This window comes from Allochromatium humboldtianum, assembly GCF_013385175.1.
GTDB classification, from domain to species: domain Bacteria; phylum Pseudomonadota; class Gammaproteobacteria; order Chromatiales; family Chromatiaceae; genus Thermochromatium; species Thermochromatium humboldtianum.
On sequence record NZ_JABZEO010000014.1, the window covers coordinates 66373 to 92888 of the forward strand.

Annotated in this window: 25 protein-coding genes; 16 read left to right on the top strand and 9 right to left on the bottom strand. The window is 64.5% G+C overall.

What is annotated here, in order from left to right; all coding sequences use genetic code 11:
* Positions 1–23 precede the first annotated feature (23 nt).
* The 8 genes from HW932_RS17275 to map all read right to left on the bottom strand — a co-directional run bounded on the left by HW932_RS17275 (position 24) and on the right by map (position 9322).
* Positions 24–1754, bottom strand: a complete 1731-nt coding sequence (locus tag HW932_RS17275) for a nickel-dependent hydrogenase large subunit (protein WP_176977731.1) — start codon at positions 1752–1754, stop codon at positions 24–26.
* Between the two features lie 60 nt (positions 1755–1814).
* Positions 1815–3080, bottom strand: coding sequence for a (Fe-S)-binding protein (locus HW932_RS17280; protein ID WP_176977732.1), 1266 nt, complete (start codon positions 3078–3080; stop codon positions 1815–1817).
* A complete protein-coding gene (locus tag HW932_RS17285) occupies positions 3077–3739 on the bottom strand; it encodes a hypothetical protein (RefSeq protein WP_176977733.1) in 663 nt (220 codons plus the stop codon). The genes HW932_RS17280 and HW932_RS17285 overlap by 4 nt, the downstream gene beginning before the upstream one ends.
* On the bottom strand, positions 3736–4839 hold the full coding sequence (locus tag HW932_RS17290; RefSeq protein WP_176977734.1) for a hydrogenase small subunit: 1104 nt from the start codon (positions 4837–4839) through the stop codon (positions 3736–3738). Before HW932_RS17290 ends, HW932_RS17285 begins: the two co-directional genes overlap by 4 nt.
* Positions 4840–4857: 18 nt before the next feature.
* Positions 4858–5325 (bottom strand): hydrogenase expression/formation protein, encoded by a 468-nt coding sequence (locus tag HW932_RS17295; RefSeq protein ID WP_176977735.1) that lies wholly within the window; start codon positions 5323–5325, stop codon positions 4858–4860.
* 112 nt (positions 5326–5437) lie between these two features.
* Positions 5438–5896 carry a hypothetical protein gene (locus tag HW932_RS17300; RefSeq protein WP_176977736.1) on the bottom strand — a complete coding sequence of 153 codons (459 nt, stop codon included), beginning with the start codon at positions 5894–5896 and terminating at the stop codon, positions 5438–5440.
* Complete coding sequence (gene glnD, locus HW932_RS17305; RefSeq protein WP_176977737.1) at positions 5865–8522, bottom strand: [protein-PII] uridylyltransferase; 2658 nt, start codon at positions 8520–8522, stop codon at positions 5865–5867. The genes HW932_RS17300 and glnD overlap by 32 nt, the downstream gene beginning before the upstream one ends.
* Positions 8519–9322: a type I methionyl aminopeptidase gene (gene map / locus HW932_RS17310; protein WP_176977738.1), complete on the bottom strand. Its 804-nt coding sequence runs from the start codon at positions 9320–9322 to the stop codon at positions 8519–8521. The genes glnD and map overlap by 4 nt, the downstream gene beginning before the upstream one ends.
* Before the next feature lie 345 nt (positions 9323–9667).
* Between map and rpsB the strand changes: the two genes are divergently transcribed.
* The 8 genes from rpsB (at position 9668) to HW932_RS17355 (ending at position 16904) form a co-directional block, all read left to right on the top strand.
* A complete protein-coding gene (gene rpsB / locus HW932_RS17315; RefSeq protein ID WP_176977754.1) occupies positions 9668–10396 on the top strand; it encodes a 30S ribosomal protein S2 in 729 nt (242 codons plus the stop codon).
* Between the two features lie 141 nt (positions 10397–10537).
* Positions 10538–11419: a translation elongation factor Ts gene (gene tsf, locus HW932_RS17320; RefSeq protein WP_176977739.1), complete on the top strand. Its 882-nt coding sequence runs from the start codon at positions 10538–10540 to the stop codon at positions 11417–11419.
* Between the two features lie 54 nt (positions 11420–11473).
* Complete coding sequence (pyrH, locus tag HW932_RS17325) at positions 11474–12196, top strand: UMP kinase (protein WP_176977740.1); 723 nt, start codon at positions 11474–11476, stop codon at positions 12194–12196.
* A gap of 4 nt (positions 12197–12200) precedes the next feature.
* Positions 12201–12758 carry a ribosome recycling factor gene (gene frr / locus HW932_RS17330; RefSeq protein ID WP_012971241.1) on the top strand — a complete coding sequence of 186 codons (558 nt, stop codon included), beginning with the start codon at positions 12201–12203 and terminating at the stop codon, positions 12756–12758.
* An 87-nt stretch (positions 12759–12845) separates the two neighbouring features.
* On the top strand, positions 12846–13589 hold the full coding sequence (gene uppS / locus HW932_RS17335) for a polyprenyl diphosphate synthase (protein ID WP_176977755.1): 744 nt from the start codon (positions 12846–12848) through the stop codon (positions 13587–13589).
* Positions 13579–14421, top strand: a complete 843-nt coding sequence (locus HW932_RS17340; RefSeq protein ID WP_176977741.1) for a phosphatidate cytidylyltransferase — start codon at positions 13579–13581, stop codon at positions 14419–14421. Before uppS ends, HW932_RS17340 begins: the two co-directional genes overlap by 11 nt.
* A 14-nt stretch (positions 14422–14435) precedes the next feature.
* Positions 14436–15623, top strand: a complete 1188-nt coding sequence (ispC, locus tag HW932_RS17345; protein WP_176977742.1) for a 1-deoxy-D-xylulose-5-phosphate reductoisomerase — start codon at positions 14436–14438, stop codon at positions 15621–15623.
* A gap of 408 nt (positions 15624–16031) precedes the next feature.
* Positions 16032–16904, top strand: a complete 873-nt coding sequence (locus tag HW932_RS17355) for a L,D-transpeptidase (protein ID WP_246296892.1) — start codon at positions 16032–16034, stop codon at positions 16902–16904.
* Positions 16905–16916: 12 nt separating this feature from the next.
* Here the strand turns inward: HW932_RS17355 and HW932_RS17360 are convergent, their stop codons facing one another.
* Entirely contained in the window at positions 16917–17636 is a 720-nt protein-coding gene (locus HW932_RS17360; protein ID WP_246296894.1) for a hypothetical protein, read from the bottom strand.
* Positions 17637–17834: 198 nt separating this feature from the next.
* On the opposite strand from HW932_RS17360, the gene rseP reads away from it, so the two are divergent.
* The 8 genes from rseP (at position 17835) to rnhB (ending at position 26434) form a co-directional block, all read left to right on the top strand.
* The gene (gene rseP, locus HW932_RS17365; RefSeq protein ID WP_176977744.1) at positions 17835–19205 is read left to right on the top strand and encodes an RIP metalloprotease RseP; all 1371 of its coding nucleotides are present in this window, start codon (positions 17835–17837) and stop codon (positions 19203–19205) included.
* 79 nt (positions 19206–19284) lie between these two features.
* On the top strand, positions 19285–21618 hold the full coding sequence (gene bamA, locus HW932_RS17370; RefSeq protein ID WP_176977745.1) for an outer membrane protein assembly factor BamA: 2334 nt from the start codon (positions 19285–19287) through the stop codon (positions 21616–21618).
* Between the two features lie 16 nt (positions 21619–21634).
* Positions 21635–22192: an OmpH family outer membrane protein gene (locus HW932_RS17375; RefSeq protein ID WP_176977746.1), complete on the top strand. Its 558-nt coding sequence runs from the start codon at positions 21635–21637 to the stop codon at positions 22190–22192.
* A gap of 37 nt (positions 22193–22229) precedes the next feature.
* Positions 22230–23276, top strand: coding sequence for a UDP-3-O-(3-hydroxymyristoyl)glucosamine N-acyltransferase (lpxD, locus tag HW932_RS17380; RefSeq protein ID WP_176977747.1), 1047 nt, complete (start codon positions 22230–22232; stop codon positions 23274–23276).
* A complete protein-coding gene (gene fabZ, locus HW932_RS17385; RefSeq protein ID WP_176977748.1) occupies positions 23276–23788 on the top strand; it encodes a 3-hydroxyacyl-ACP dehydratase FabZ in 513 nt (170 codons plus the stop codon). The genes lpxD and fabZ overlap by 1 nt, the downstream gene beginning before the upstream one ends.
* Positions 23785–24555, top strand: a complete 771-nt coding sequence (gene lpxA / locus HW932_RS17390) for an acyl-ACP--UDP-N-acetylglucosamine O-acyltransferase (RefSeq protein WP_176977749.1) — start codon at positions 23785–23787, stop codon at positions 24553–24555. Before fabZ ends, lpxA begins: the two co-directional genes overlap by 4 nt.
* 51 nt (positions 24556–24606) lie before the next feature.
* Positions 24607–25860, top strand: coding sequence for a lipid-A-disaccharide synthase (gene lpxB / locus HW932_RS17395; protein ID WP_176977750.1), 1254 nt, complete (start codon positions 24607–24609; stop codon positions 25858–25860).
* Positions 25835–26434 carry a ribonuclease HII gene (gene rnhB, locus HW932_RS17400; protein ID WP_246296896.1) on the top strand — a complete coding sequence of 200 codons (600 nt, stop codon included), beginning with the start codon at positions 25835–25837 and terminating at the stop codon, positions 26432–26434. The genes lpxB and rnhB overlap by 26 nt, the downstream gene beginning before the upstream one ends.
* The last annotated feature ends 82 nt before the right edge of the window (positions 26435–26516 follow it).

Genomic DNA, 26516 nt, shown 5'->3' on the forward strand with positions numbered 1-26516 from the left:
CGGCCATCCGCGATCGGGTGCGTTCAAACGACCCGGACTTGGAAGGATTCGCCCGACTCCGGATCGGCCAGATGCACCGCACAGGCGATACAGGGATCGAACGAGTGGATGGTGCGCAGGATCTCGATCGGCTGCTTGACGTCGACGAGCTGATGGTTGTCCTGGAGCGCGGCCTCGTAGGCGCCGGCTTGACCGCGACCGTCGCGCGGTCCGGCGTTCCAGGTCGAGGGCACCACGGCCTGGTAGTTGGCGATACGCCCGTCTTCGATGACGATCCAATGTCCGAGCGCGCCGCGCGGAGCCTCCATGATGCCGACGCCCTGCGCCCGGCTCGGCCAGCTCGACGGCTCCCACAGGGTTTCATTGAACGTCCTGGTGTCGCCGGCCTTGACGTTGGCGATCAGACCGTCGTACCAGCCCTGCATGGCGTCGACCAGGATCTTGCTCTCCAGGGTGCGCGCCGCCGTGCGTCCCAGGGTCGAATAGAGCACGTCGACCGGCAGTTCGAGCCGGGAGAGCGTGCTGTCGACCAGCTCTCGGGCCTGATCGTGACCGGTGGCATAGAGCATGAGAACACGCGCCAGCGGCCCGACCTCGACCGAGCGCCCCTTCCAGCGCGGCGCCTTGAGCCAGGAATAGCCGTCGCTGACGTCGAGCTGTTTATAGGGCGGCGCCACACCGCCGCGCCGGTCGTATTCCAGATTGGTTTGCCCCTCGTAGGGATGCAGTCCGCGATCGTTGCCGACGCTGTATTCGTACCAGGAATGGTTGACGAACTCCTGGATCTCGCCGGTGGCCTCCAGGTCGACCTCGTGGATGGTCGAGAGATCGCGGTCGAGGATGACGCCGCGCGGAAACAGGAAGGTCGCCGGGTCCAGACTCGCGCCCGTGGGCAGGTCGCCATAGCAGAGGAAGTTGCCCAGCCCCTCGCCGCGCTCGCCCCAGTCTTTGTAGAACCCGGCGATGGCCAGCGTGTCGGGCACATAGACCTGATCGACGAAGGTGCGCATCGACTGGATCAGATTCCGGACCTCGGCCAGCCGCTTGGCATTGAGCGCCGAGTCCGAGTCCAGATCGATCGGTGACGGGACGCCGCCGACGACGAAGTTCGGATGCGGATTCTTGCCGCCGAAGATGGCATGGAACTTGGCCGTGTCACGCTGCCAGGCGAGTGCCTCCAGATAGTGCGCGACCGCCATCAGGTTGGCCTCGGGCGGGAGCCTGTAGGCCGGATGTCCCCAATAGCCGTTGGCGAAGATGCCGAGCTGGCCGGATTCGACGAAGGTCTTGATCCGTTTCTGAGTGTCGGCGAAATAGCCGGGCGAAGACTTCGGCCAGGCGCTGATGGACTGGGCCAGCTCAGAGGTCGCTCTCGGATCGGCGCTCAGGGCGCTGACCACATCGACCCAATCGAGCGCGTGCAGATGATAGAAATGCATCACATGATCGTGGATGTACTGCGCACCGATCATGAGGTTGCGGATGAGTTGGGCGTTGAGCGGCAGCTCGATCCTGAGGGCATCTTCGACGGCGCGCACCGAAGCGATGCCGTGCACCAGGGTGCAGACGCCGCAGATGCGCTGGACGAAGGCCCAGGCATCGCGCGGATCGCGGCCCTTGAGAATGGTCTCGATGCCGCGGACCATGGTGCCTGAGCTATAGGCCTGGGCGATGTTGGCGCCGTCCATCTGGGCCTCGATGCGCAGATGGCCCTCGATGCGGGTGATGGGGTCGACGACGATGCGTTCACTCATGTTGGCGGATCTCCGGCACGGGGCCGCCAACGCGGCCCGGCTCTAAAACAGGTGTTCGGTTCAGTCGCGTTCGACCAGATGCTCGGCGATCATCTCGGTGAGTCCGACCACCGGAATCTCCATGTTGAACGCCTCCAGCCCCTCTTCGAGCTGGGTGCGGCAGGTGGCGCACATCGTCACCATGCGCTCGGGGGCGACTTCCTCGATCTGCGCCTTCTTGCGCTTGAAGGCTGCCATCTTGAGTTCCTCGGCGCGTTCGTTGGAACTGACGCCGCCGCCGGCTCCGCAGCACCACTGATATTTGCCGTGCTCCTTGAGGTCGACGAAATTCTCGGCCACCAGAGCCATGAGGTTGCGCTGCTGCTGGATGACACCGCTCTTGCGCGCCAGATTGCAGGGATCGTGCATCGAGAGCCGGTCGTCCTCCTTGCCCTCGGTCTTGATCCGCCCGGCGGCGCGCAGTTCGTCGAGCACCTCGATGATGTGGAAGACGCGGAACGGATAGGGCCGGCCGATCAGGTTCGGTCCTTCCCAGCGGATGGCGGTATAGGCATGACCGCATTCGGGACTGATGACCTTCGACACCCGGAGCGTTTCGGCCGCCGCCACGACCCGTTCGACCAGCTCGGCGGCGATGTCCTTGTTGCCGATCTGGATGCCGGCATTGGTGGCTTCGAAGCACTGGGTCGAGAGCGTCCAGGTCACGCCCGCATGGTCGAAGATCTTGGTGATGGCTTCCAGATATTCGGGGAAATTGATGATCTCCATCGAGGACAGCAGCACCAGATATTCGGCGCCTTCCTGATCGACCGGGACGGTCAAGCCGCTGCTGGACTCGACATGCTGGATCTGGACCGCGAGCGTTTTCCATTGCAGACCCATGGGACTGCCGGTCTTGATGGCACGCGAGGCGGCTGCAATCAGTCCCTCGGGCGCATGGCCCGACTGGACCATGCCCTCGCGGGTCTTGCGGATCATGTAGGCCAGATCATTGCCGACCGGGCAGACCATGGAGCAGCGACCGCACATGGAACAGGAGTCGTAGAGTAGCTCCTCCCATTCGGCCAGCATCTCATCCGTGACCGGCTTTTGCAGACCGAGCCGCCCCTTGATCCGGCCCCAGAGGGTGAATTCGTTTTCCCACACCCGGCGCAGGGGTTCCAGTTTCAGGATCGGCGTGTACTTGGGATCGCCGGTTTCGAGATAGAAGGGACAGGACTGGGCGCAGAGTCCGCAGTGCACGCAACTGGAGAAGAACGCCGCCGTCGGGGCGTCGATCTCGGCGCGAAAGGCGGCCAGACCCCGTTCGAGTGTCAGTTCGCTCATGACTGGACCCCCTTGCGGCCGAAGGCGGCGCCGTTGTACCAGCGCGCGATGAAGGCCGTGAAGATGTGGGTGAGCTTGGTGAAGGGCAGGATGACCAAGAGGATCTCGGCACTGAGGATGTGCATGCCGAGCGCCAGCGGATAGGGTTCGACCAGACGGTGATAGGCCAGATAGCCGGTGAGAACCACCATGAACACCACGGCCCACACCAGATAGTCCTCGACCGTGCTGATGTGCCGCTTCACCGGATGGGTGAGCCGATGCACCAGGGTCGCGATCAGGGCCAGGATGGTGATGGCTGTGGCGAAGTCGACCAGCGGATTGGGCAGCGCCGGCCAGGCGAAGCCGAGCACGCTCCGGATCAGCTCGACATGGGGCACGAAGAACAGGAGCGCGGTCAGAAAGCCGATGTGCCAGATCCAGCCGACCACCACGTTGAAGGGCGCGCGCTTGAAGGTGCCCGGATCGGCGATGGTGCGGGTGAGCATCGTGCGCAGTCCGGCCGGCCATTCATGGGCGCGCGGCTCGGCATAGTTGTGTGCCCGCCCGAGCATGAAGATCTCGACCAGACGCGCCATGAGACCGATGGCGAAGATCGCCAGCGCGATATCGAAGAGTGGACCCTTGGTCCACAGCAGGAATTCCATCGAACCGCTCATAGCTTTTGCTCCAATTCGTCGACGGTGACGGGTTGGCGCGTGCCCGCTTCTTCCTTGCGCTGCTTGCGGGCCAGGGTCGCCAGTCCGCCGCCGGCAACCGCACCGACCACGCCCGCGCCCAGCAGTGTTCCGGGACCGAGCGTGAGCGGCACAGACACAGGTTCATAGAAACCGCCGGCATCCCAGAACTTCGGCTCGGAGCAGCCCAGACAGGGATGCCCCGCCTCGACCGGCCAACTGGCGCCGTCGTTCCATTTCATGGTGGCGCAGGCGTTGTAGGTGGTCGGTCCCTTGCAGCCGAGTCGGTAGAGACACCAGCCGAGTTTCGCGCCCTCGTCGTCGAAACTCTCGGCGAACAGCCCCTTGTCGTAGAAGGGCCGGCGATAGCAGCGGTCGTGGATCGACTGGCCGTAGAAGGCGAGCGGCCGGCCATAGCCGTCCAGCTCGGGCAGGCGACCGAAGACCAGATAGTGCGCGACCACGCCGGTGATGACCATGGGGATCGGCGGACAGCCGGGGACGTTGATGACCGGCTTGTCCCGGACCAGATCCATGACCGACATGGCGCCGGTCGGGTTGGGCCGTGCCTGGGGCAGACCGCCGAAGGCGGCACAGGTGCCGACCGCGATCACGGCGGCGGCGTGCTCGACCGTCTCCATCAGGATCGAATAGTTGCTGTGACCGGCGACGGTCGAGAAGCCCGGATTGGCGTCCGGACCCGGGATGGAACCGTCGACGATCACCAGATACCGGCCCTTGTTCTCCTCCATCGCCTGGAGCCGCGCTTCCTCGGCGGCCTCACCGGACGCGGCCTGGAGCGTGTGGTGATAGTCCAGCGAGATGAAGTCGAAGATCAGGTCTTCGAGCGTCGGGGCATGGGCGCGGGTCAGCGACTCGGTGCAGCCGGTGCATTCCTGGAACGAGAGCCAGATGACCGAGGGGCGGCGTGCCTGCTCCAGCGCGGCGGCGATGGCTGGCGCCATGCTCGGCGGCAGGGCCATCAGGGAGGCGGTCGCGGCGCAGAGCTTGAGGAATCCCCGGCGTGACAGGCCGTGATCGCGCAGGCTCTCGCCCAGTGTCTTGTCGGATCTCTTGCGCATGGTCCCTCCTTTCGGGTGTCAGGACGAAGGTGGCGAAGCGTTCGGCGCGGCGGCGTCCAGTCCGGACTCGGAGAGTCGATCCTCGAGTGCACCGAGCGACTCGGCGAGATCCTCCGGGCGCGGACGCAGGATCTCGGGGATGGCGGCGATCTCGATCTGATAGCTCAGGCGCTGATCTTCCAGGCCGCGATAATCGACCAGCCAGACGCCGGGGATGGCGGTCTCCTGGATCAGGGTCGGACCGAGCGCTTCGACACGCGCCTGGACCTCGCCCGAACCGAGCACAGCGGTCAGGCGCTCCAGGTCGCCCGGACCGAAGGGCATGGAATGGAGATCGATGCGCGTCTCCTCGCCGCTGGCGAGCAGGCGTTCGAGCGCGTGACGGATCTCGTGCAGGATGGGGAGTGCGTGCCCGTGTTCATGCCGGGATCGCGCGCAGGATGCACCCGATGAGGGATGACCGATGGTTGGATCCAAGCCTGACATGTCCACTCCAGCTCGACGTCGATGGAATGGATTCTAGGTCGATCCAAGGTTTTTTGATTTGATCTGGAGCAGGTGATTTTAGAATGTCAGCAGATATTGAAGGACGCGAACGCTAGTAGCCCCGAAAGTACCAGAGGTTGTTCCAGCCCGGCGGGTAGAGCCGGTGAAAGGACTCACGATCCTGGTCGATGCGCTCCTGGCGCTCGGCGCGGCGGCGGCGCAGATCCTCCTCCCAGTCATCCGGCTGAAGCGCCCCCGGCGGATGATGGGTGCGGCGGCGTTGCTCGTGCTGCTCGCGCATGGCCGAGCGCCGCGCCTCCCAGGCTTCGCGCTGGGCGCGGACCTCGTCGAGCCAGGGCGCGGCCATGTCCGGTTGAGCCATGCCGATGGAAGGCGGATCGACCGGGACAGCGGCCCGCACCCCGGACTCATCGGCGATCGCCAGCCCGGTCAGGGCGAGCAGAACGCCGCCAACCAGACCCGACGCCGGGCCTCTCACGCCCGAATACACACTGGCTACATTCGAGGTCTGACCCGGCTCAGGCCGCAGGACGCGCTTCGAGTCGATCATGGATCTCGCGCCTCAGACAGGACAGCGCCTGCTCGCAGGTGATGGGCGTCTCCTCGGCGGTCGTGATGAAGAAGACGTCGTCGACCTCGGCGCCGACGGTGGCGATCTTGGCGTTCTGCAACCGGATGCCGCACTGCTCGAACACAGCCCCGACCTCGGCCAGCAGTCCCGGCCGGTCGAGAGTCGTCAGACGCATGATGGTGCGCTGGTTGGGTTCGTCGACCGAGAAACACACGCGCGTCTCGATCGGGAAATACCGATGCTGACGCGAGGCCGTGCGCGTGACCCGGATGCGGGCCTGGGTCGGTTCGGCCAGACGCGCCGCGAGCTGTTCGCGCACCTCGCCGAGACGCAATGGATCGTCGATGGGCACGCCATCGCGATCGAGCACCTGATAGCTGTTGACCACCATGCCGTCGCTGGTGGTCATGACGCGCGCATCCATGATGTTCAGGCCCATCTGATCGAGCGCGGCCGTGGTGCGGGCGAACAGATTGTCGCGATCGCGCGAGTAGATGAAGATTTCGCTGCCGCCGCGCGCGGTGATCGGCCGGATGTCGACCAGCGGCCAGTCCGCCGGGCCGGTCTCCAGCATACGCCGGGTCTGCCAGGCGATTTCGTCGGGTGAGTTGTAGAGAAAGAAGTCGCGGTTGAAACGCTGCCAGAGCGCCTGACAGGTGTCCGGTTCGACGCCATAGCGCGCCACCAGACGCAGACCCTCGGCCTGTTTCTGCGCGACCAGCTCATCCTGGGCCTGGGGATTGTCGAGACCGCGCAGCAGCGCGCGCCGGGTGCTGTAGTAGAGCTCGCGCAGCAGCGCATCGAGCCAACTGTTCCAGCGTCCCGGATTGGTGGCGCGCGCATCGGCGACGGTCAGCAGATAGAGATAGTCGAGCCGGGTCGGATCGCCGATCAGCGCGGCGAAGGACTGGATGACCTCCGGATCGCCGATGTCCTTGCGCTGTGCGGTCATGGACATCACCAGATGCTGCTCGACCAGCCAGCACACCAGCCGGCTGTCGAACGCGCTCAGACCATGGTGCTGGCAGAAGTCCCAGGCGTCGCGCGCACCGAGGCTGGAGTGGTCGCCGCCGCGCCCCTTGGCGATGTCATGGAAGAGTCCGGCCAGATAGAGCAGCTCCAGCTTGGGGATGCGCCGTGCCACCGCGCTACAGAGCGGGAATTCCTCGTCGTGCTTGGGGATGACGAAGCGGCGCAGGTTGCGCAGCAGAGTCAGGGTGTGCTCGTCGACCGTGTAGACGTGCAGCAGATCGTACTGCATGCGCCCGACGATGTTGGCAAAGGCCGGGATGTAGGCCGGCAGCACGCCGTATCGGCTCATGCGGCGCATGGCGTGGGTGAGCCCGATCGGTTCGCGCAGGATCTCCATGAACAGACTGCGCGCGCGCAGATCGGCGCGGAAGCTGTCGTCGATACGATGGCGGTTCTCGCGGATCAGGCGGATGGTGCTGGCACGCACGCCCTCCAGCTCGGGATGGGTCTGGAGGATGTGGAAGACCTCCAGCAGCGCGATCGGTGTGCGCCGGAACACGCTTGGCGATGTGACTTCCAGATAGCCGCTGCGCGACTGGAAGCGCTTGTTGATCGGCACGGGCGGGCCGATGTCGTCGTGCAGCAGGATCGCCTCGCCGAAGAGCTGCAACAGCATCTCGTTGAGCTGATTGAGCTCCTGAACGGTGCGATAGTACTGCTGCATGAACTGCTCGACGGCCAGATTGTTCTCGCCGTCGCTGAAGCCGAACTGATGGGCCAGGGTGCGCTGATAGTCGAACAGCAGCCGGTCCTCGTGTCGCCCGGCCAGCCGATGGAGCGCAAAGCGGATACGCCACAACAGGGTCTGGCCGCCGATCAGGGTCTGGTGCTCGGCTTCGGTCAGAAAACCGTGATCGACCAGCTCGTGCAGGGTCTCGGCGCCGAAATGACGCTTGGCCACCCAGCCGATCATCTGGATGTCCCGGAGACCGCCGGGATTCTCCTTGATGTTGGGTTCGAGGTTGTAGGCGGTGTCGCCGTACTTCTGCCAGCGCGCGCGCTGCTCCTGGGTCTTGGCCGCGAAGAAGCGCTCGCTGTTCCAGAGACGGTCGGGGCCGGTGGCCGTGCGCATATCCTGAAAGAGCGCTTCAGAACCCGCCAGCCAGCGTGCTTCCAGCAGGTTGGTCATCACCGTGACGTCGGCCTCGGCCTCGCGCACGCAATCCTCGACCGTGCGGACACTGTGACCGACCGCAAGTCCGATGTCCCACAGCAGGGTCAGCAGACGCTCGATGGACTCGATCAGCGGCGGCGCGGGTTCGGCATCGATCAGGATCAGGATGTCGATGTCGGAGGCCGGATGCAGCTCGCGTCGTCCATAGCCGCCGACCGCCACCAGCGCCGCAGCGGCGGATTCGCCGAGATGCAGGGTCCAGACATCGCGCAGGACGGCATCGATGAGCTCGCTCAGCTCCCGGACCAGACGCGTGACCGGAACGCGCTGGTCATAATGCTGGTAGAGCGCGTCCTTCCCCGCTCTCAGCCGTTCCTTGAAGAAGCGCAGTGAGTCTGACGGCGAGAGCGTCGTCTCGACCGGCGCGGTGGCGGCGAGCAGGGAGGCGCCCTGGGTCATGAGACGCCCAGGGTCGCGCGCTCGGCGGCGCGCAGGGTCAGAATCTCGTGGCCGGTCTCCGTGACCAGGATGGTGTGCTCCCACTGGGCCGAGAGACTGCGGTCCTTGGTGACGACGGTCCAGCCGTCCGGCAGCACCTTGATGAAGCGCTTGCCGGCGTTGACCATGGGCTCGATGGTGAAGCACATCCCCGGCTTGAGCCTCAGACCCTCGCCGGGCTTGCCGTAGTGTAGCACCTGCGGGTCTTCGTGGAACTCCTCGCCGATGCCGTGTCCGCAGTATTCGCGCACCACCGAATACCCCTGGGTCTCGACGAAACGCTGAATGACATGCCCGATGTCGCCGAGCGTGGCCTCCGGCTTGACGGCGGCGATACCGAGCATCATCGCCTGCTGCGTGACGGTCACGAGCCGACGGGCGAGCACGGACGGCTCGCCGACGAAGAACATGCGGCTGGTGTCGCCGTGATAGCCGTCCTTGATCACGGTGATGTCGATATTGACGATATCGCCTTTCTTGAGCCGCTTGTTGCTCGGGATGCCGTGGCAGACCTGATGGTTGATCGAGGTGCAGATCGACTTGGGGAAACCGCGATAGTCGAGCGGGGCCGGGATGGCGCCCTGATGGTCGACGATGTAGTCGTGACAGAGCCGGTCGAGTTCCTCGGTGGTGACTCCGGGTTGGACATGGGGCTCGATCATGTCGAGCACGTCGGCGGCCAGACGGCAGGCGAGGCGCATCTTCTCGATCGCCTCTGGGGTCTTGATCCGCACATTCATCTTACGGTTGGAAGCATCCACGGTCTTTTGGTATCGATTCGGCTCGTCAGGCGTTCGGGCATTTGCCCCTGTGTAACCGGCTATGGTATAAAACGCGGCGCGCTGTCGCAATTGACGACTGCCCGCCATGATTCATGGTGGGGGCTTGCGACGGCGGCGCCAAGGCGGAAATTCGCGTTTCCGCTCTTTTTCGTTTGGCCCTTCGGCCAGGCCGTTTACTTCGTTGGAAGAGGCGCGCCGATCCGTCCACACACGCGCCGTCACAGATGACTGGGTGCCCGTTGACTCGGGTTGTCGCCTGGGGCGCGTGGAGGTCCAACCCAACCATTTCAGATTCAGGAAGCGAAGATCGTGAGCAACGTCACCATGCGCCAGATGCTGGAGGCCGGAGTCCATTTCGGCCACCAGACCCGTTACTGGAACCCCAAGATGGGGGCCTTCATCTTCGGGCAGCGCAACAAGATCCACATCGTCAACCTCGAAAAGACCCTGCCGCTCTACCAGGATGCCGTGAACTTCATGGGCACCCTGGCCGCCAACGGCGGCAAGATCCTGTTCGTCGGCACCAAGCGCGCCGCGCGCGATGCCATCCGCGAAGAGGCCGAGCGTTGCGGCATGCCCTTCGTCAACCACCGCTGGCTCGGCGGCATGCTCACCAACTTCAAGACCATCCGTCAGTCGGTCAAGCGTCTGAAGGATCTGGAGGCCATGTTCGAGAGCGGCACCATCGAGCGCTTCAACAAGAAGGAAGCTCTGGGTCTGTCGCGCGAGCGTGAAAAGCTCGAACTGAGCCTCGGCGGCATCAAGAACATGGACGGCCTGCCGGATGCCATGTTCGTCATCGATGTCGGTCACGAGAAGATCGCCGTGACCGAAGCCAACAAGCTCGGCATCCCGGTCATCGGCGTGGTCGACACCAACAACGATCCAAGCAACGTCGACTACGTCATCCCCGGCAACGACGACGCCATCCGTGCCGTGCGTCTCTACATCGCCGGCGCCGCCGATGCCATCCTCGACGGTCGCAGCACCGCCGCCGCCATGGTCGGCCGTGGCGCGGGCTCCATCCAGGACGAGGCCCAGGCCGAGGCGTGATCGCCCGCGCGCCCCGCTCCGAGCGGACGGGGCGCGCCGCCTGTCTCAGCCGATCCAGTTTTGCGAGACGCCGCCCGGCGCGGCGGCGCTTCATATCCGAATTCAAGCAGACCCCGAGCGGGTCGACGAGGTGTTCTAGTCATGGCGATTACAGCCGCATTGGTCAAGGAACTGCGCGAGCGCACCGGCGCCGGCATGATGGAGTGCAAGGCCGCGCTCGTGGAAGCCAACGGAGACATCGAGGCCGCCATCGAGGCCATGCGCAAGTCCGGTCAGGCCAAGGCCGCCAAGAAGTCCGGGCGCACCGCCGCCGAGGGCGTGGTCATGATCCAGACCGCCGCCGACGGTAAGAACGGCGTCATGGTCGAGATCAACTGCGAGACCGATTTCGTGGCCAAGGACTCCAACTTCCTGGAGTTCGCCGAGGCCGTCACGGCCGCCGCGCTCAACAGCAGCGTGGCCGATGCCGAGGCGCTGGCCGGTCAGACCCTGGCCGACGGCAACACGGTCGATGCCGCCCGTGAGGCCCTGATCGCCAAGATCGGCGAGAACATCCAGGTGCGTCGTCTGGTGCGCTTCGACGGCGCCGAGGGTGTGCTCCACAGCTATCGTCACGGCGTTCGCATCGGCGTGGTGGTCGAACTGGTCGGCGGCGACGAGACGCTCGGCCGCGACATCGCCATGCACATCGCTGCCAGCAACCCCATGTGCCTCAGCGCCGATCAGGTGCCGGCCGCGACCCTGGACAAGGAGCGCGAGATCTTCAAGGCCCAGGCGCTCGACAGCGGCAAGCCCGAGGCGATCGTCGAGAAGATGATCGAAGGCCGGGTGCGCAAGTTCCTCGAAGAAGTCACCCTGCTCGGTCAGCCCTTCGTCAAGAACCCCGACCAGACCGTCGCCCAACTGCTCAAGCAGGCCGGCGCCGAGGTGCGTCGCTTCACGCGCCTGGAAGTCGGCGAGGGCATCGAGAAGAAGGTCGAGAACTTCGCCGAAGAGGTCATGGCGCAGGTTCGCGGCAACTGAGCCATTGCTGTATCCTGCCGACCATCCGATCACATCACCACGAGGCCCGCGGCCATGACGGCTCCCGCGTATCGACGCATCCTGCTCAAACTCAGTGGCGAGGCGCTGATGGGCGCGGGCGACCATGGCATCGATCCGGACGTCCTGGAACGGCTCGCGGGCGATGTGCGCGACCTGATCGCCTCGGGCGTGCAGGTGGCGCTGGTGATCGGGGGCGGCAACATCTTTCGCGGTGCGGGGCTGGCAAAGCGCGGCATGGATCGGGTCACGGGTGATCAGATCGGCATGCTGGCCACGGTGATGAACGCCCTGGCGATGCAGGACACGCTGGAGCGGATGTCGGTGCCGACGCGCGTGATGTCGGCGCTCAATATCCACCAAGTCTGCGAGGACTACATCCGCCGCCGCGCCGTGCGTCATCTGGAGAAGGGGCGCGTGGTGATCTTCGCCGCCGGCACCGGCAACCCCTTCTTCACCACCGACTCGGCGGCCAGTCTGCGCGCCATCGAGATCGGCGCCGACCTACTGATCAAGGCCACCAAGGTCGACGGGGTCTATTCCGCCGATCCGGTGAAGGAGCCGGGCGCCGTCTTCTATCCCCGACTCAGCTATGATCAGGCGCTGCGCGAGAATCTCGGGGTGATGGACGCCACCGCCATCGTGCTGTGCCGGGATCACGCCATGCCCCTGCGGGTCATGAACATCAACGAACCGAACGCCCTGCCCCGCCTCCTGGCCGGCGAGGACGTCGGTTCACTGGTCGTAAGCGGAAACTGACATCATGATCGACGATATCAAGCAAGACGCCGCCGAGCGCATGGCCAAGAGTGTCGAGTCGCTCACCCACGAACTGGCCAAGATCCGCACCGGTCGCGCCCATCCGTCGCTGCTCGACCACATCATGGTCTCCTACTACGGGCAGGACGTGCCGATCCGCCAGGTCGCCAACATCAACGCCGAGGATGCGCGCACCCTGCTGGTGACGCCCTGGGAGCGCAACATGGTGCAGGCGATCGAGAAGGCGATCATGCAGTCCGACCTCGGACTCAACCCCAACACCGCCGGCACCGCCATCCGCGTGCCCATGCCGCCGCTGACCGAAGAGCGCCGACGCGATCTGATCAAGGTCGCGCGCAACGAGGCCGAGCAGGCGCGCGTGGCGGTGCGCAACATCCGCCGCGACGCCAATCACGATCTCAAGGAACTGGTCAAGGACAAGATGATCTCCGAGGACGACGAGCGGCGCGGTCAGGAGATCGTGCAGAAGCTCACCGACCAGTACGTCAAGGAAGTCGACGCGGTGCTGGCCGAGAAGGAACAGGACTTGATGTCCATCTGATGCCGAAGTTCGCTCGCCTAGAACGCCATTCGATGCCTTGTGGATACTGAATCCGACGTCGCTCCGGAACGCACGCCCGATCCGCGCATGCCCCGGCATGTCGCCATCATCATGGACGGCAACGGGCGCTGGGCCAAGCAGCGCGGCCTGCCGCGCACGGCCGGTCATCGCGAGGGCGTCAAGAGTGTGCGTGCCGTGGTCGAGGAGAGCGTGCGCCGGGGCGTCGAGACCCTGACGCTCTTCGCCTTCAGCAGCGAGAACTGGCGCCGCCCGCGCACCGAGGTCAACATCCTCATGGAGCTGTTCATGGCCGCCCTGCGCAGCGAGGCGCGACGGCTGAACGAGAACGGGGTCTGTCTGCGCATCATCGGTGAGCGCGGCGCTTTTCCCGAGAAGCTCCAGCACCGCATCGCCGAGGCCGAGGCGCTGACCGCCGACAATACCAAGCTCAATCTCCAGGTCGCGGCCAATTACGGTGGACGCTGGGACATCATGCAGGCCGCTCGGCAACTGGCCCTGGACGTCCAGGCCGGCCGGCTCGACCCGTCCCAGATCGACGAGCGGCAACTGGCCGACCGCCTCTCCTTCCCCGACCTACCCGAGCCGGATCTATTCATCCGCACCGGAGGCGAACAGCGTTTGAGTAACTTCGTGCTCTGGCAATCGGCCTATGCCGAACTCTATTTCTCCGGCGTGCTCTGGCCGGACTTCGATGCCGCCGCCTATGGTCAGGCGCTGGACGACTATGCCAGGCGTCAGCGGCGTTTCGGACTCACCGGCGATCAGGTCGAGCAGACGACTCCAGCCCTGGTGGATTCCTGTGTCGGATAACATCTCGCCCGCTGCGAACAATCTGCGCCGCCGCGCCCAGACCGTGCTCTGGCTCGCGCCGCTCGTGGTCGGGGCCGTGCTCCTGTTGCCGACCTGGGCCTTTGCGGTCTTTCTGGGTGCGGCCATGCTCATTGCGGCCTGGGAGTGGTGTGGTCTGGCCGGCATCGATGGACAGGCCGCGCGCCGGTTCTATCTGGCGTTCATCGCCGCCACGCTGGCCGCGCTCTGGCACTGGTCCGAGTCGAGCTGGCCGCCCCTGCTCCTGGCGAGCCTGATCTGGTGGATCGGACAGAGCCTGACCATTCCACGCATCCAGCGCATCGAGCCGGTCGAGGGGCCGCGTCCCCTGCTGCTGATCAGCGGACTGCTGATCCTGGCCTCGACCTGGGTGGCCCTGCTGAGCCTGCATCGAATCGCGGAACTCGGTCCAGGACTGGTGTTCTCGCTGTTGATCCTGATGGCGACGGCTGATTCGACGGCCTATTTCGTCGGACGGCGCTGGGGCCGAACCAAGCTGGCTCCAGCGGTCAGTCCTGGCAAGACTCGGGCTGGCGCCTATGGCGCCCTGGCCGGAGCGGCGCTGGTCGGCTTGTTCGTGGCCGGCTGGCTCGGACTGGCTCCGCTGGGCGTGCTGTTCGTCGTGATCCTGTGCATACTGGTCGCCATGCTGTCGATCATCGGCGATCTCTACGAAAGCCTGCTCAAACGCCGGCGTCAACTCAAGGATTCGAGCCGACTCTTGCCCGGCCATGGCGGTCTGCTCGATCGCATCGACAGCCTGACCGCGGCCGCCCCACTCTATGCCCTGGGCATGACCTGGGCCTTGACTTGACTGGAGTTAGGACAGTGATTGGCGTGACCGTACTCGGGGCCACCGGCTCCATCGGCGTCAGCACGCTCGACGTGCTGGCGCGTCATCCGGATCGTTTCCGCGCGGTGGCCCTCACCGCCAACACCGACGCCGAACGGCTGGCTGAGCAGTGTCGTCGGCATCGGCCCCAATATGCGGTGATGGTCGACCCCGAGGCGGCGCAGCGTCTGGGCGAGCTGCTGGCCGACATGCCCGAGCGTCCCGAGATCCTCACCGGCGTCGAGGGGCTCGAACAGGTCTCGGCCCTGCCCGAGGTCGGCTATGTGATGGCGGCCATCGTCGGTGCGGCCGGTCTGCGTCCGACTCTGGCCGCCGCACACGCCGGCAAGCGCGTGCTGCTGGCCAACAAGGAATCGCTGGTGGTCGCCGGGGCGCTGCTGATGCAGGCGGTGGCCGACAGCGGTGCTGAACTGCTGCCGATCGACAGCGAGCACAATGCCATCTTCCAGTGTCTGCCGCCGAACTTCAGCGATGGGCTGGACCGGGTCGGGGTGCGCCGTATTCTGCTGACGGCTTCGGGCGGTCCCTTCCGCGACTGGCCGCTCGAACGTCTGACCTCGGTCACGCCCGAGCAGGCCTGCGCCCACCCGACCTGGGACATGGGACGCAAGATCTCGGTCGACTCAGCGACCATGATGAACAAGGGTCTGGAGGTCATCGAGGCCTGCTGGCTGTTCGGCACAGATACCGATCATGTGCAGGTCGTCGTCCATCCGCAGAGCGTCATCCATTCGCTGGTGCAGTATGACGATGGCTCGGTGCTGGCCCAGCTCGGCAATCCCGACATGCGCACCCCGATCGCGCACGCGATGGGTTGGCCGGAGCGGATCGATTCGGGCGTGACGCCGCTGGATCTGTTCGCCGTCGCTCGGCTGGACTTCCAGGAACCGGATTTCGCGCGTTTCCCCTGTCTGCGGTTGGCCTTCGAATCGGCGCGCGCCGGTGGTACGGCGCCCGCGGTGCTCAATGCGGCCAATGAGATCGCGGTCGCCGCCTTCCTCGATCGGCGCATCGACTTCCCCGGCATCGCCGCCGTGGTCGAAGGCACGCTGGAGGCGCTGCCGCGCGAGTCGGTCGAGGGACAGGGGCTGGAGTTCCTGCTCGACGTCGACCGGCGCGCGCGCGCGCAAGCCGAGCACTTGGTGCAGGCACGGGCAGGCTAACTATAGAAATGAACTCGGCGCATGAGCCTGGAATAACGGCTCATACGCCGGGCTTAATCATGCGCTATCGGCTCCAAACGCGGAGCAACCGCCGTCGAAACGGCAAGACGATCAACCGCGATCAGCTTTTGGCTCCATGACCACGGGTGCGGGCGCCTCTGGCGCCGGCTCGTGCTTGGTGGTGCTGCAAGCCGAGAGGCCCAGCACGAGTACTGCGGCAACCATGGCGAGAACGGGACGATTTTTGTTGTTCATCTTTCGCGGCCTGTCGTTTGTTTAGGGTTCAGAAATTCAAGCGACTGAAAAGCGACTAGTATCAACGCATTACGACTGCTATCATCCAAGCGGACTCATCGAATTTCAGGGTTTTCAATATCTAATCTCGGCGCCTGACTGTCAAGACAAAAGATGGGGCAGACATTAATGACTGCGATGCATTCGAAGCACGGCTCGTCGACCGACTACAGCCTGATCAAGCGCAAGGATGTCCACGACAACGAGACACGGAGGCTCAAGATCGGCACTTGTGTGCAGCCTCGACCGTCGGCTTCGTTGCCCTGGAATACGACGGGTATGGCTCTAAGCCTGTGTCTGAGCCTGCTGGGGACTGGTTGCGTCCCGATGCAGACAACGAAGGTGGACGATGCCGCGCATCTGCCCAACCCGTTGCTCGATGCTACGTATTCCAAGGACGCGGATATCGCGTTCGTCATGGAAACGAGCACGGCCGGCGCGCGTAAGTCCGGGCAGGATCTCTTTGCGTCGGAGAGTGCCTCGCGCCGAACACGGGACATGGCAGACTGGATCGTTCGCTCGAAAGACAACCTTGGCTTGCCGTTCGCGATCATCGATAAGGTCAACGCCAGGGTCTATGTGTTCGAAGCGGACGGAAAGCTCCACGGCGCCGCGCCTGTGCTGCTGGGTCTGGCGAAAGGCGATCACTCCGTTCCGGGCGTGGGTGACAAGCCGTTGTCGCGTATTCCGCCGGAAGAGCGGACGACGCCGGCGGGGCGTTTCGTCTCGCAAATGGGCCGCAATGCCAAGGGCAAGGAGATCCTCTGGCTCGACTATGAGCACTCTCTCTCGATGCATGCGGTCGTCAAGGGGGCGCCCAAGGATCGCCGGGCGGAACGCCTGGCCACGCCGACGCCGCTCGACAACCGTATTTCCTTCGGCTGCATCAATGTCCCAGTGGACTTCTTCGAGAGTGCGATACAAGGCAAATTCACGGGCAAGGGCGGAGTCGTTTACATCTTGCCGGAGACCAAGCCGTTGGGTTGATCACGACCCGAATCACGGCGTATGGCACAACTCATGGGTGAATAGCGGGGTGGGATTGAGATCCTTGAAAGGCGGTTCCCAGCCCTTCTTTTCCTCGATCCAGCTCTGCAAGGGCATGACCATCGGTAGATGGCCGTTGGGGCGATACCAGGAATCGACGCTCCAGGGGATGCCGCTTTCCTTGTCGATGATGACGGCCGTCCAGTGAACGGCGGTGAGACTCAAACGATTGCGCACCCTGGGCGTTGAGACCGTCCATTCGTTGAGTTCCCCGATATCCCGGAGGATACTCAGATAGGTGGTGGTATTGCTGGAGTTGTCGACGCAATCCATCCGTCCATCGAGTCCGGTTTCGAAATCATTGATGGCCAGGTCGTTGCCCAGCAACGGCTGGTATTTTTGTGCCAGCAATTCCATTTGCTGGATGCCGATGCGCACACGTTGCAGTCGATCGTGAAGGCTCTTGCCCGAGCAGGTTGCGATGCTTCTTTTCAATCGGGCCATATCGTCAGGAGTGAACGTCATGATCTCTCGGCGCGAACACGACCAATTGAAGCAGATGCGCAGTTTTACGGTTCCGTTCGGGGCGATCACATACTTTGGCGGAAGCGGGTGCGACACTGAATGTTGAGCTTCGACAAGAAAATCCGTCAGTGACGAGGCCGCGCCAACGACATCGCCATGACTGACGAGCGTGGCGAAACAACTGATCACGACGAGTCGGGAAGGCATCATCGGCACTGTGAAGTTTCACACATGGTCGCATTTGGACTCAGGCTTCGACGGGCAATCTTCGCCCATCACCGGCGTCGTGTAAATTCAGGCAGGCCATCGCCGATGAGACGCCGGATTCCAGGTTCCTCGACTCTGGCATTATGATGGCTCCATCCCCACCTGTTCATTCATTCGCAAATCCGGCCCGACATCCCCATGGACATGCTCTTCACCATCGCCTCCTTCCTGGTCGCCCTGGCGATCCTGATCACCGTGCATGAGTTCGGTCACTTCTGGGTGGCCCAAAAACTCGGCGTGAAGGTGCTGCGCTTCTCCATCGGCTTCGGCCGACCGCTGCTGAGCCGGCGCTTCGGGGCCGACCGGACCGAATACGTCGTGGCCGCGATCCCGCTCGGCGGCTATGTCAAGATGCTCGACGAGCGCGAGAGCGAGGAACCGATCCCAGAGGCCGAACTCGAGCGCGCCTTCAACCGTCAGGCGCTCTGGAAACGCTCGGCGATCGTGGTCGCCGGCCCGCTGTTCAACCTGATGTTCGCCGTGCTCGCCTATTGGGGGATCTTCATGGCCGGCGACACCGGACTCAAGCCCATCGTCGGCACGGTCGAACCCGAGTCGGTCGCCGCCGCGGCCGGCTTCCGCCCCGGCGACGAACTGCTGGCGGTCGGCGAGCGCCCGGCCCAGAGCTGGGAGAACGCCCTGCTCGCCCTGACGGTCGCCTCGATGGACGGCAACGATCTGGTCGTCCAGGTCCGCGACGAATCCAATCAGTTGCGCGACCGCTTGATCCCGCGTGAGTCCATCGCCGGATTGAGCGACGAACCCGATCTGCTCGCACGCCTCGGCGTCACGCCACGCCGCCCGACGATCCCGGCCGTGATCGGCGAGATCCTGCCCGGCGAGCCGGCCGAACGCGCAGGTCTTCAGGTCGGCGACCGCGTGATCGCTGCCGACGGCACGCCGATCGGCTCCTGGCGCGAACTGGTGGATCTGGTACGCGACCGGCCCGAGACCCCGATCGCCCTCGACATCGAGCGCCCGGACACCGGACTCCAGCGGCTCGAACTCATCCCGCGCGCCATGGACGCCGACGGCCGAACGGTCGGGCGCATCGGCGCCGGCGTCGAGGCACGCGAGGATCTCATGGAGGACTATCTGGTGCGCGTCAGTCACGGTCCCGTCGAGTCGCTCGGGCTGGCCTTCGACAAGACCTACGAGATGAGCGCCCTGATGCTGCGCGTCATGGGCCGGATGCTGATCGGCGAGGCCTCGATCCACAACCTGAGCGGTCCGATCAGCATCGCCGAGACCGCCGGACGCACCGCCAGCTATGGTCTCGACTCCTTCGTCAAGTTCCTGGCCGTCGTCAGCATCAGTCTGGGCATCCTCAACCTGCTGCCGATCCCGGTGCTCGACGGCGGACACCTGATGTTCTATCTGGTCGAGTGGATCAAGGGCAGTCCGGTGTCCGAGGAAGCCATGATCCAGGGCCAGAAGGTCGGTTTCCTGCTGCTGGCGGCGCTCATGACGCTCGCCTTCTACGTCGACCTGTCGCGACTATTGGGCTAACCCGAGCGCATCCCTTATACTAGCGCGCCTTGGATGCCGGCCGCCCGGCACATCCGGCTTCAATTCAGGGGAAACCGTCTTGCGCGCTAAAACTCAGTCACTCCGCCACGGCGCCTGGCGAGCGCTCCTGTTGTGCGCCCTCGCCTCGACCGCGCCGGGCATGGCCGTCGCGGAGGTCTTCCAGGTCTCCGACATCCGGGTCGAGGGCTTGCGCCGCATCGCCCCAGGCACGGTCTTCAACTACCTGCCGATCCAGGTCGGCGACACCGTCGGCGACGATGTCACCGGCGGCATCATCCGCGCCCTCTATCAGACCGGCTTCTTCGACGACGTGCGCGTCGAGCGCGACGGCAGCGTGCTCGTCATCCAGGTGCGCGAGCGTCCGGCCATCGCCGAGATCAAGATCAGCGGCAACAAGGACATCGAGACCAAGGCGCTCGAGGCCGCCCTGGCCGACATCGGGCTGAAGGAGGGTCGCGTCTTCAACCGCTCGGTGCTCGACCGCATCGAGCAGGAGCTGGAGCGCCAGTATTTCGCGCGCGGCAAATACGGCGTGCTGGTCCAGTCGACCGTCTCGCCGCTGGAGCGCAACCGGGTCGCGGTCAACATCGAGATCATCGAGGGCCTGACGGCGCGCATCAAGCAGATCAACATCATCGGCAACCAGGCCTTCGAAGCTGACGAACTGCGCAAGGTGTTCGAGCTGGGTCCGTCGCGCTGGAACTCCTTCTATACCAAGAACGATCAGTACTCCAAGCAGAAGCTCGCCGGCGACCTGGAGTCGCTGCGCTCTTTCTATCTGGATCGCGGCTACATCAAGTTCGACGTCAAGTCGACCCAGGTCTCGATCAGCGCCGACAAGAAGGACATCTATGTCACAGTCACTATCGAGGAGGGGCAGCCCTTCCGCGTCAGCGACATCAAGCTCGCCGGCGATCCCTCGGTGCCAGCAGAGCAACTCTTTCCGCTGATCCATCTCAAGCGCGGCGAGTTCTTCTCGCGCAAGCTCACCACAGAGAGCGCCGAGCGCATCTCCAACCTGCTCGGCGACGAGGGTTACGCCTTCGCCAACGTCAACACCATTCCCGAGGTCGACGAGGAGAAGCACGAGGTCGCCGTCACCTTCTTCGTCGATGCCGGCAAGCGCGTCTATGTGCGCCGTGTCGACATGCAGGGCAACACCCGCACCCGAGACGAGGTGCTGCGCCGCGAGATGCGTCAGCTCGAAACCGCCTGGTTCTCGGCCGATCTGGTGCGCAAGTCGCGCGAGCGCCTGCAGCGGCTGGGGTATTTCGACGAGGTCGCGATCGAGACGCCGGCCGTGCCCGGCTCGGCCGATCAGGTCGACGTCGAGGTCAAGGTCAAGGAAAAACCCGCCGGCAATCTGGCCGCCGGTATCGGCTTCTCACAGTCCGACGGTATCCTGCTCAACGCCAGTGTGACCCAGAACAACTTCCTCGGTACCGGCAAGCGGGTGGCGGTCGCCTTCAACAACAGCTCTTCGACCACGCTCTATCAGTTCGGCTACACCAACCCCTATTACACGGTCGACGGCATCAGCCGCGGCTTCAATCTGTCCTATCGCGAAACCGACTACGACGAGCTGATCGGCGCCGACTACTCGACCGACGTCGGGATCGCCGGTCTGAACTTCGGACTGCCCATCACGGACACCAGCCGTGCCGGGCTGGGCATCAACTATCAATACACGGATTTCACCGCAGGTGAATCCGAGATCGCCCAGGAGTTCGTCGCCAACAACGGCAACACTTTCAACGATTTCTCACTCACCGCCAGCTATACGCGCGACACGCGCGACACGGCCATCTTCCCGACCCGCGGCTCACTGCGCAGCCTCCAGGCCGAGCTGACCGTTCCCGGCAGTGATCTCCAATACTACCGGCTGCGCTACGACGAACAGCTCTATATCCCGCTGACCTCGCGTTACATCGTCGCGCTGAGCGCCAACCTGGGCTATGGCGACAGCTATGGCGAGACCGACTATCTGCCCTTCTTCGAGAACTTCTATGCCGGCGGTCCGCGCTCGGTACGCGGCTGGAAGGCCAACACGCTCGGTCCGCGCGAAGTCAGCAGCGACGACCCCGTGGGCGGAAACCTCAAGTTCGCCGGCAGTATCGAGTTCTTCGCCCCGGCCCCGATCGGGGGACAGTTCGAGAAGTCACTGCGTCTGGGGGCCTTCCTGGACTTCGGCAACGTCTGGTCGACCTACGATGACTCGAATCTGCTGACCTACAGCGGCTTCGATCTCGGCGACCTGCGCTACTCGACCGGTATCTCTGTAACCTGGCTCTCCCCGGTCGGCGCGCTGTCGGTCAGCTTCGCCGTCCCGCTCAACGAGAAGGATGGCGACGATACCCAGGTCTTCCAGTTCGGATTCGGCCAGACCTTCTAAACCCATGGAGGCGCCCGTGAAGACACTCGCCCTGCCGCTCGTGGCGGCCACACTGCTTGGGCTCACGGCCCAGCCCGCCGTGTCCGCCGACTCCGAGTATCGCATCGCCGTGGTCGATCCCAATCGGGTCGTCGAACAGTCGCCCCAGTACGAGGCCGCGCGCGACGCGCTCCAGCGCGAGATCGAGGAGCGCGAGCGTGATCTGCGCGAACAGCAGGAACAGATCACGGCTCTGCAACGCCAGCTCGAACGCGATGGTCCGCTGATGAGCGAGAACGAACTCCAGCGGCTCCAGAACGACATCCGTAGCCGCACGCGCAAGGTCAAGTATGCGCGCGATGAGTTCCAGGACGATTTCGCGCTGCGTCAGAACGAACTGCGGACCAAGCTCAGCCGTCAGGTCCAGGAGGTCGTCGTCGAGTTGGCCAAGGAGCAGAAGATCGACCTCATCCTCAGCGAGGGTCTGGTCTACTCCAATCCACGCATCGACATCTCGGATCTGGTGATCGAGCGGCTCAAGCAGGAGTTCGACAAGAACTCCGGGTCGCGCGCCGACGCCTCGGCCCCGCGCTAGGCGCCTGCTCGCGTTTTCCGGCTTGGAGACTCATCCCATGCAGATTCGTCTCGGTGAACTCGCCGTCCGGCTTGGTGTGTCCCTGCGTGGCGACGACGAAGTCGTGGTCGACCATGTCGCCCAGCTCGACAGCGCCGGGGTCGGCAGCCTGAGTTTTCTCGGCGATCCGGCCTATCGCGCCCATCTGGCCAGGACGCACGCCTCAGCGGTGATCCTCAAGGAATCCGACGCGGCCGACGCCCGGGTGCCTGTGCTGCTCAGCGACAACCCCTATTTGACCTTCGCACGCGCGGCGCGTCTGCTGCATCCATACCCGGAAGTCGTCGGCGGTATCCACCCATCCGCCGTGGTCGATCCGGCCGCCCAGGTCGATCCGAGCGCCTGGATCGGACCGCTGACGGTGCTTGAGGCCGGTGCGGTGGTCGGACCGCGCGTCTTCGTCGGTCCCGGCTGTATCCTCGGCGAAGGAGTCGAAGTCGGCGCCGACAGCCGGCTGGTGGCGCGCGTGACCCTGTGCGCCGGCACCCGTGTCGGCCAGCGTGCCCTGATCCATCCGGGCGCGGTGATCGGACGCGAGGGCTTCGGCTTTGCGAAGGATGGCGAACGCTGGGTGCGCATCCCCCAGGTCGGACGGGCGGTGCTCGGCGACGATGTCGAGATCGGCGCCAACACCTCGGTCGATCGCGGCGCCATAGGCGATACGGTCATCGGCCACGGGGTCAAGCTCGACAACCACATCCAGATCGGACACAACGTCGTCGTCGGCGACAATACCGCCATGGCCGCCAACACCGGCATCTCCGGCTCGACCCGCATCGGTCGCAACTGCACCATCGCCGGGGCGGTCGGCATGGCCGGTCATCTGGAGATCGGCGACAACGTGCACTTCACCGGCATGGCCATGGTCACCCGGTCGTTCAAGGAACCTGGTGTCTACAGCAGTGGGATACCAGCCATGCCAAACGCGGATTGGCGACGTAATGCGGCGCGCTTCAGGCATCTGGATGAGCTGACGCGCCGAGTCAAGCAACTCGAAACCCTTATTGCCAACATGAACGCAACACACGAGCGGGAGGAGTCCTGATGGATGGATCAGATCCGAATCCACGGGATTCCGATCGACACGCGGGTCGTTCGGAGGATGTCGTGAGCACGATGGATATTCACAAGGTGCTGAGCCTTTTGCCGCACCGTTATCCCTTTCTTCTGGTCGACAAGGTCATCGACTACAAGGTCAACGAGTATCTGACCGCGCTCAAGAACGTCACCTTCAACGAGCCATTTTTCACGGGTCACTTCCCGGTGCGTCCGGTCATGCCCGGCGTGCTGATCGTCGAGGCCATGGCGCAGGCGACCGGACTGCTGGCGATGGCCTCGCGTCCGGATCTGGTCGGTGAAAAATCGCTCTATTACTTCGTCGGCATCGACAAGGCGCGCTTCAAGCGTCCGGTCGAGCCGGGCGATCAGCTCATCATGGAAGTGCGGCTGGGGCCGGTGCGCCGTGGGATATGGAAGTTCGACGGCGAGGCGCGCGTCGATGACAAGGTGGTTGCGACCGCCGAGATCATGTGCACGGCGCGGGACTTCGACGCTTGATCCACCCCAGCGCCCTGGTCGATCCGGGCGCCGAGCTCGACTCATCGGTCGAGGTCGGTCCCTTTGCCGTGATCGGCGCCGGGGTCGAGATCGACGCCGGCACCCGCATCGGGCCGCACGCCGTGTTGCGCGGACCGATGCGGATCGGGCGCGACAATCGCATCTTCCAGTTCGCCTCGGTCGGCGAGGATCCGCAGGACAAGAAATACAGCGGTGAACCGACCCGGCTGGAGATGGGCGATCGCAATCAGGTGCGCGAGTTCGTGACCCTGCATCGCGGCACGGTCCAGGATCAGGGCGTCACCCGCATCGGCGATGACAACCTGTTCATGGCCTATACCCATGTCGCCCATGACTGCCGCATCGGCAACCAGGTGATCCTGGCCAATGCCGCCTCGCTCGGCGGGCATGTCGAGATCCAGGACTGGGCCATCCTCGGCGGTTTCACCATCGTGCATCAGTTCTGCCGCATCGGGACCCATGCCTTCTGTGCCATGGGCTCGGTGCTCACGCGCGACGTGCCGCCCTATGTCACGATCGGCGGACATCCGGCCGAGCCGCATGGGATCAACAGCGAGGGACTGAAGCGGCGCGGGTTTTCGCCCGAGGCCATTCGCGCCATCAAACGCGCCTATCGCGCCCTCTACATGGCCAATCTCAAGCTCGACGAGGCGCGTGCTCAGATCGCCGAGATGGCCGTCGACACGCCCGAACTGAGACCGCTGCTGGATTTCATCAGCGCTGCCGGACGCGGATTGGCGCGCTGAATCCGGAATCCCGAAGCGAGCCATCTCCAACCACCATCTCGCTTTCATCACATGACGTCCCAGGACACCCCTTGCCCCGCTCCGAGCAGTGACGAGCCGCTCTATATCGGCCTCGTTGCCAACGAGCCATCGGGCGATCTGCTTGGCGCGGCGCTGGCGCGGGCGATTCGATCGCAGTGTCCCGAGGTACGCTTCGTCGGCGTGGCCGGTCCACGGATGCGTGAGGTCGGCTGTGAGACCCTGTTCGACATGGAGCGGTTGTCGGTGATGGGCTTGACCGAGGTGCTGGCGCATCTGCCCGAGCTGCTGGGTCTGCGCCGTCAACTGCTGGAGCACTTCATCGCCAACCCGCCGGCGGTCTTCATTGGCGTGGATGCGCCCGACTTCAATCTGGGGCTGGAGCGTCGCCTGCGCGAACGCGGTATCAAGACCATGCACCTGGTCAGCCCGACCGTCTGGGCCTGGCGTGCCGGACGGGTCAAGGGCATCCGGCGCGCGATCGACCGGATGCTGTGCATCTTTCCGTTCGAGGAAGACTTCCTGCGTCGGCATGGCGTGCCGGCGACCTATGTCGGTCATCCGCTGGCCGATGAGATTCCGCTGGAGGTCGATCGTGCCGAGGCGCGGGCGGTGCTCGGGCTGTTGGGGGATGCGCCGATCATCGCCCTCCTTCCAGGGAGCCGGGCTGGCGAGATGCGTCGGCTCGCGGCCCCCTTCATCGCCACGGCGCGGTATTGTCTTCGATCGCGACCCGAGCTGCGTTTCGTCGTGCCGTTGGTCAATGCACGCTTGAGGGCGCTGTTCGAAGCCGAGTTGCAGCGGTTCGATCCCGATTTGCCGATCACGCTCGTCGATGGCCACAGCCGCGAAGCCATCGCGGCCGCCGATGCCGTGCTGACCGCCTCTGGAACCGCGACCCTGGAGACGCTGCTGCTCAAGCGGCCTATGGTCGTGGCCTACCGGCTCCATCCACTGACCTATCATCTGGTCAGGTGGCTGAAACTGGTCAAGGTACCCTATGTCGCCATGGCCAATCTGCTCACCGGACAGGCGCTGGCGCCCGAGTTCCTGCAAAGCGACTGCCGGCCCGAGCGTCTGGCGCCTGCCCTGCTTGCCTACCTGGACGATCCCGAGCGCGTTGCAGCAATCCAGGCCGAATATGAACGGATTCATCGTGAGTTGCGCCGTGATGCAGCGGCGAGCGCCGCGCGAGCTGTGCTGGATCTGATCAGCGATTCCACGTCATCAGGCCGGAGCGCCACTCGAATCGGAAACGAACATGCAGTCTCAAACCATGCTCGATAAGTCCATCCTGATCGCCGGCGTCGACGAGGCTGGGCGCGGCCCGCTCGCCGGCCCGGTGTGCGCGGCGGCGGTCATCCTCGACCCGGCGCGCCCGATCGCCGGTATCGGCGACTCCAAGAAACTCAGCCCCGCGCGCCGCGAACGTCTGGAACCGCTGATCCGCGAACAGGCGCTCGCCTGGTCGGTTGCCTGGGCAAGCGCCGAGGAGATCGACCGGCTCAACATCCTGCAAGCCACGCTGCTGGCCATGCGTCGCGCGGTCGAATCCCTCCGGATCCGCCCTGTCAAGGTGCTGATCGACGGCAACCGTTGCCCTGAGCTGGACATCGCCGCCGAGGCCATCGTCGGCGGTGACGGCTCGGTGCCGGCCATCGGCGCGGCCTCGATCCTGGCCAAGGTCGCGCGCGATCGTCTCATGCTCGAACTGGATACTGAGTGTCCCGGCTACGGTTTCGCCAAGCACAAGGGCTATCCGACGCGCGAGCACCTCGAAGCGATCGACCGACTCGGTCCTTGCCGCTGGCATCGATTCAGTTTCGCACCGCTATCCAAAGCGCATTCGTCAGCACGCTGAACGGCGTGTGTCCATCGTATGAGATCGGCGAACAGATCGAAAACGCCCCAAAGCCAAAACCCCCACTTCCAGAGGGAAGCGA

Coding starts and splice junctions, on each gene's coding strand:
- tsf (WP_176977739.1), top strand. CDS start 10,538: ATGGCGATTACAGCCGCATTGGTCAAGGAACTGCGCGAGCGCACCGGC.
- HW932_RS17295 (WP_176977735.1), bottom strand. CDS start 5,325: ATGTCAGGCTTGGATCCAACCATCGGTCATCCCTCATCGGGTGCATCC.
- uppS (WP_176977755.1), top strand. CDS start 12,846: ATGCCCCGGCATGTCGCCATCATCATGGACGGCAACGGGCGCTGGGCC.
- glnD (WP_176977737.1), bottom strand. CDS start 8,522: ATGACCCAGGGCGCCTCCCTGCTCGCCGCCACCGCGCCGGTCGAGACG.
- HW932_RS17275 (WP_176977731.1), bottom strand. CDS start 1,754: ATGAGTGAACGCATCGTCGTCGACCCCATCACCCGCATCGAGGGCCAT.
- HW932_RS17300 (WP_176977736.1), bottom strand. CDS start 5,896: ATGATCGACTCGAAGCGCGTCCTGCGGCCTGAGCCGGGTCAGACCTCG.
- pyrH (WP_176977740.1), top strand. CDS start 11,474: ATGACGGCTCCCGCGTATCGACGCATCCTGCTCAAACTCAGTGGCGAG.
- fabZ (WP_176977748.1), top strand. CDS start 23,276: ATGGATGGATCAGATCCGAATCCACGGGATTCCGATCGACACGCGGGT.
- HW932_RS17290 (WP_176977734.1), bottom strand. CDS start 4,839: ATGCGCAAGAGATCCGACAAGACACTGGGCGAGAGCCTGCGCGATCAC.
- HW932_RS17280 (WP_176977732.1), bottom strand. CDS start 3,080: ATGAGCGAACTGACACTCGAACGGGGTCTGGCCGCCTTTCGCGCCGAG.
- HW932_RS17355 (WP_246296892.1), top strand. CDS start 16,032: ATGGGGCAGACATTAATGACTGCGATGCATTCGAAGCACGGCTCGTCG.
- rseP (WP_176977744.1), top strand. CDS start 17,835: ATGGACATGCTCTTCACCATCGCCTCCTTCCTGGTCGCCCTGGCGATC.
- rpsB (WP_176977754.1), top strand. CDS start 9,668: ATGCGCCAGATGCTGGAGGCCGGAGTCCATTTCGGCCACCAGACCCGT.
- lpxB (WP_176977750.1), top strand. CDS start 24,607: ATGACGTCCCAGGACACCCCTTGCCCCGCTCCGAGCAGTGACGAGCCG.
- lpxD (WP_176977747.1), top strand. CDS start 22,230: ATGCAGATTCGTCTCGGTGAACTCGCCGTCCGGCTTGGTGTGTCCCTG.
- rnhB (WP_246296896.1), top strand. CDS start 25,835: ATGCAGTCTCAAACCATGCTCGATAAGTCCATCCTGATCGCCGGCGTC.
- frr (WP_012971241.1), top strand. CDS start 12,201: ATGATCGACGATATCAAGCAAGACGCCGCCGAGCGCATGGCCAAGAGT.
- HW932_RS17360 (WP_246296894.1), bottom strand. CDS start 17,636: ATGCCTTCCCGACTCGTCGTGATCAGTTGTTTCGCCACGCTCGTCAGT.
- HW932_RS17285 (WP_176977733.1), bottom strand. CDS start 3,739: ATGAGCGGTTCGATGGAATTCCTGCTGTGGACCAAGGGTCCACTCTTC.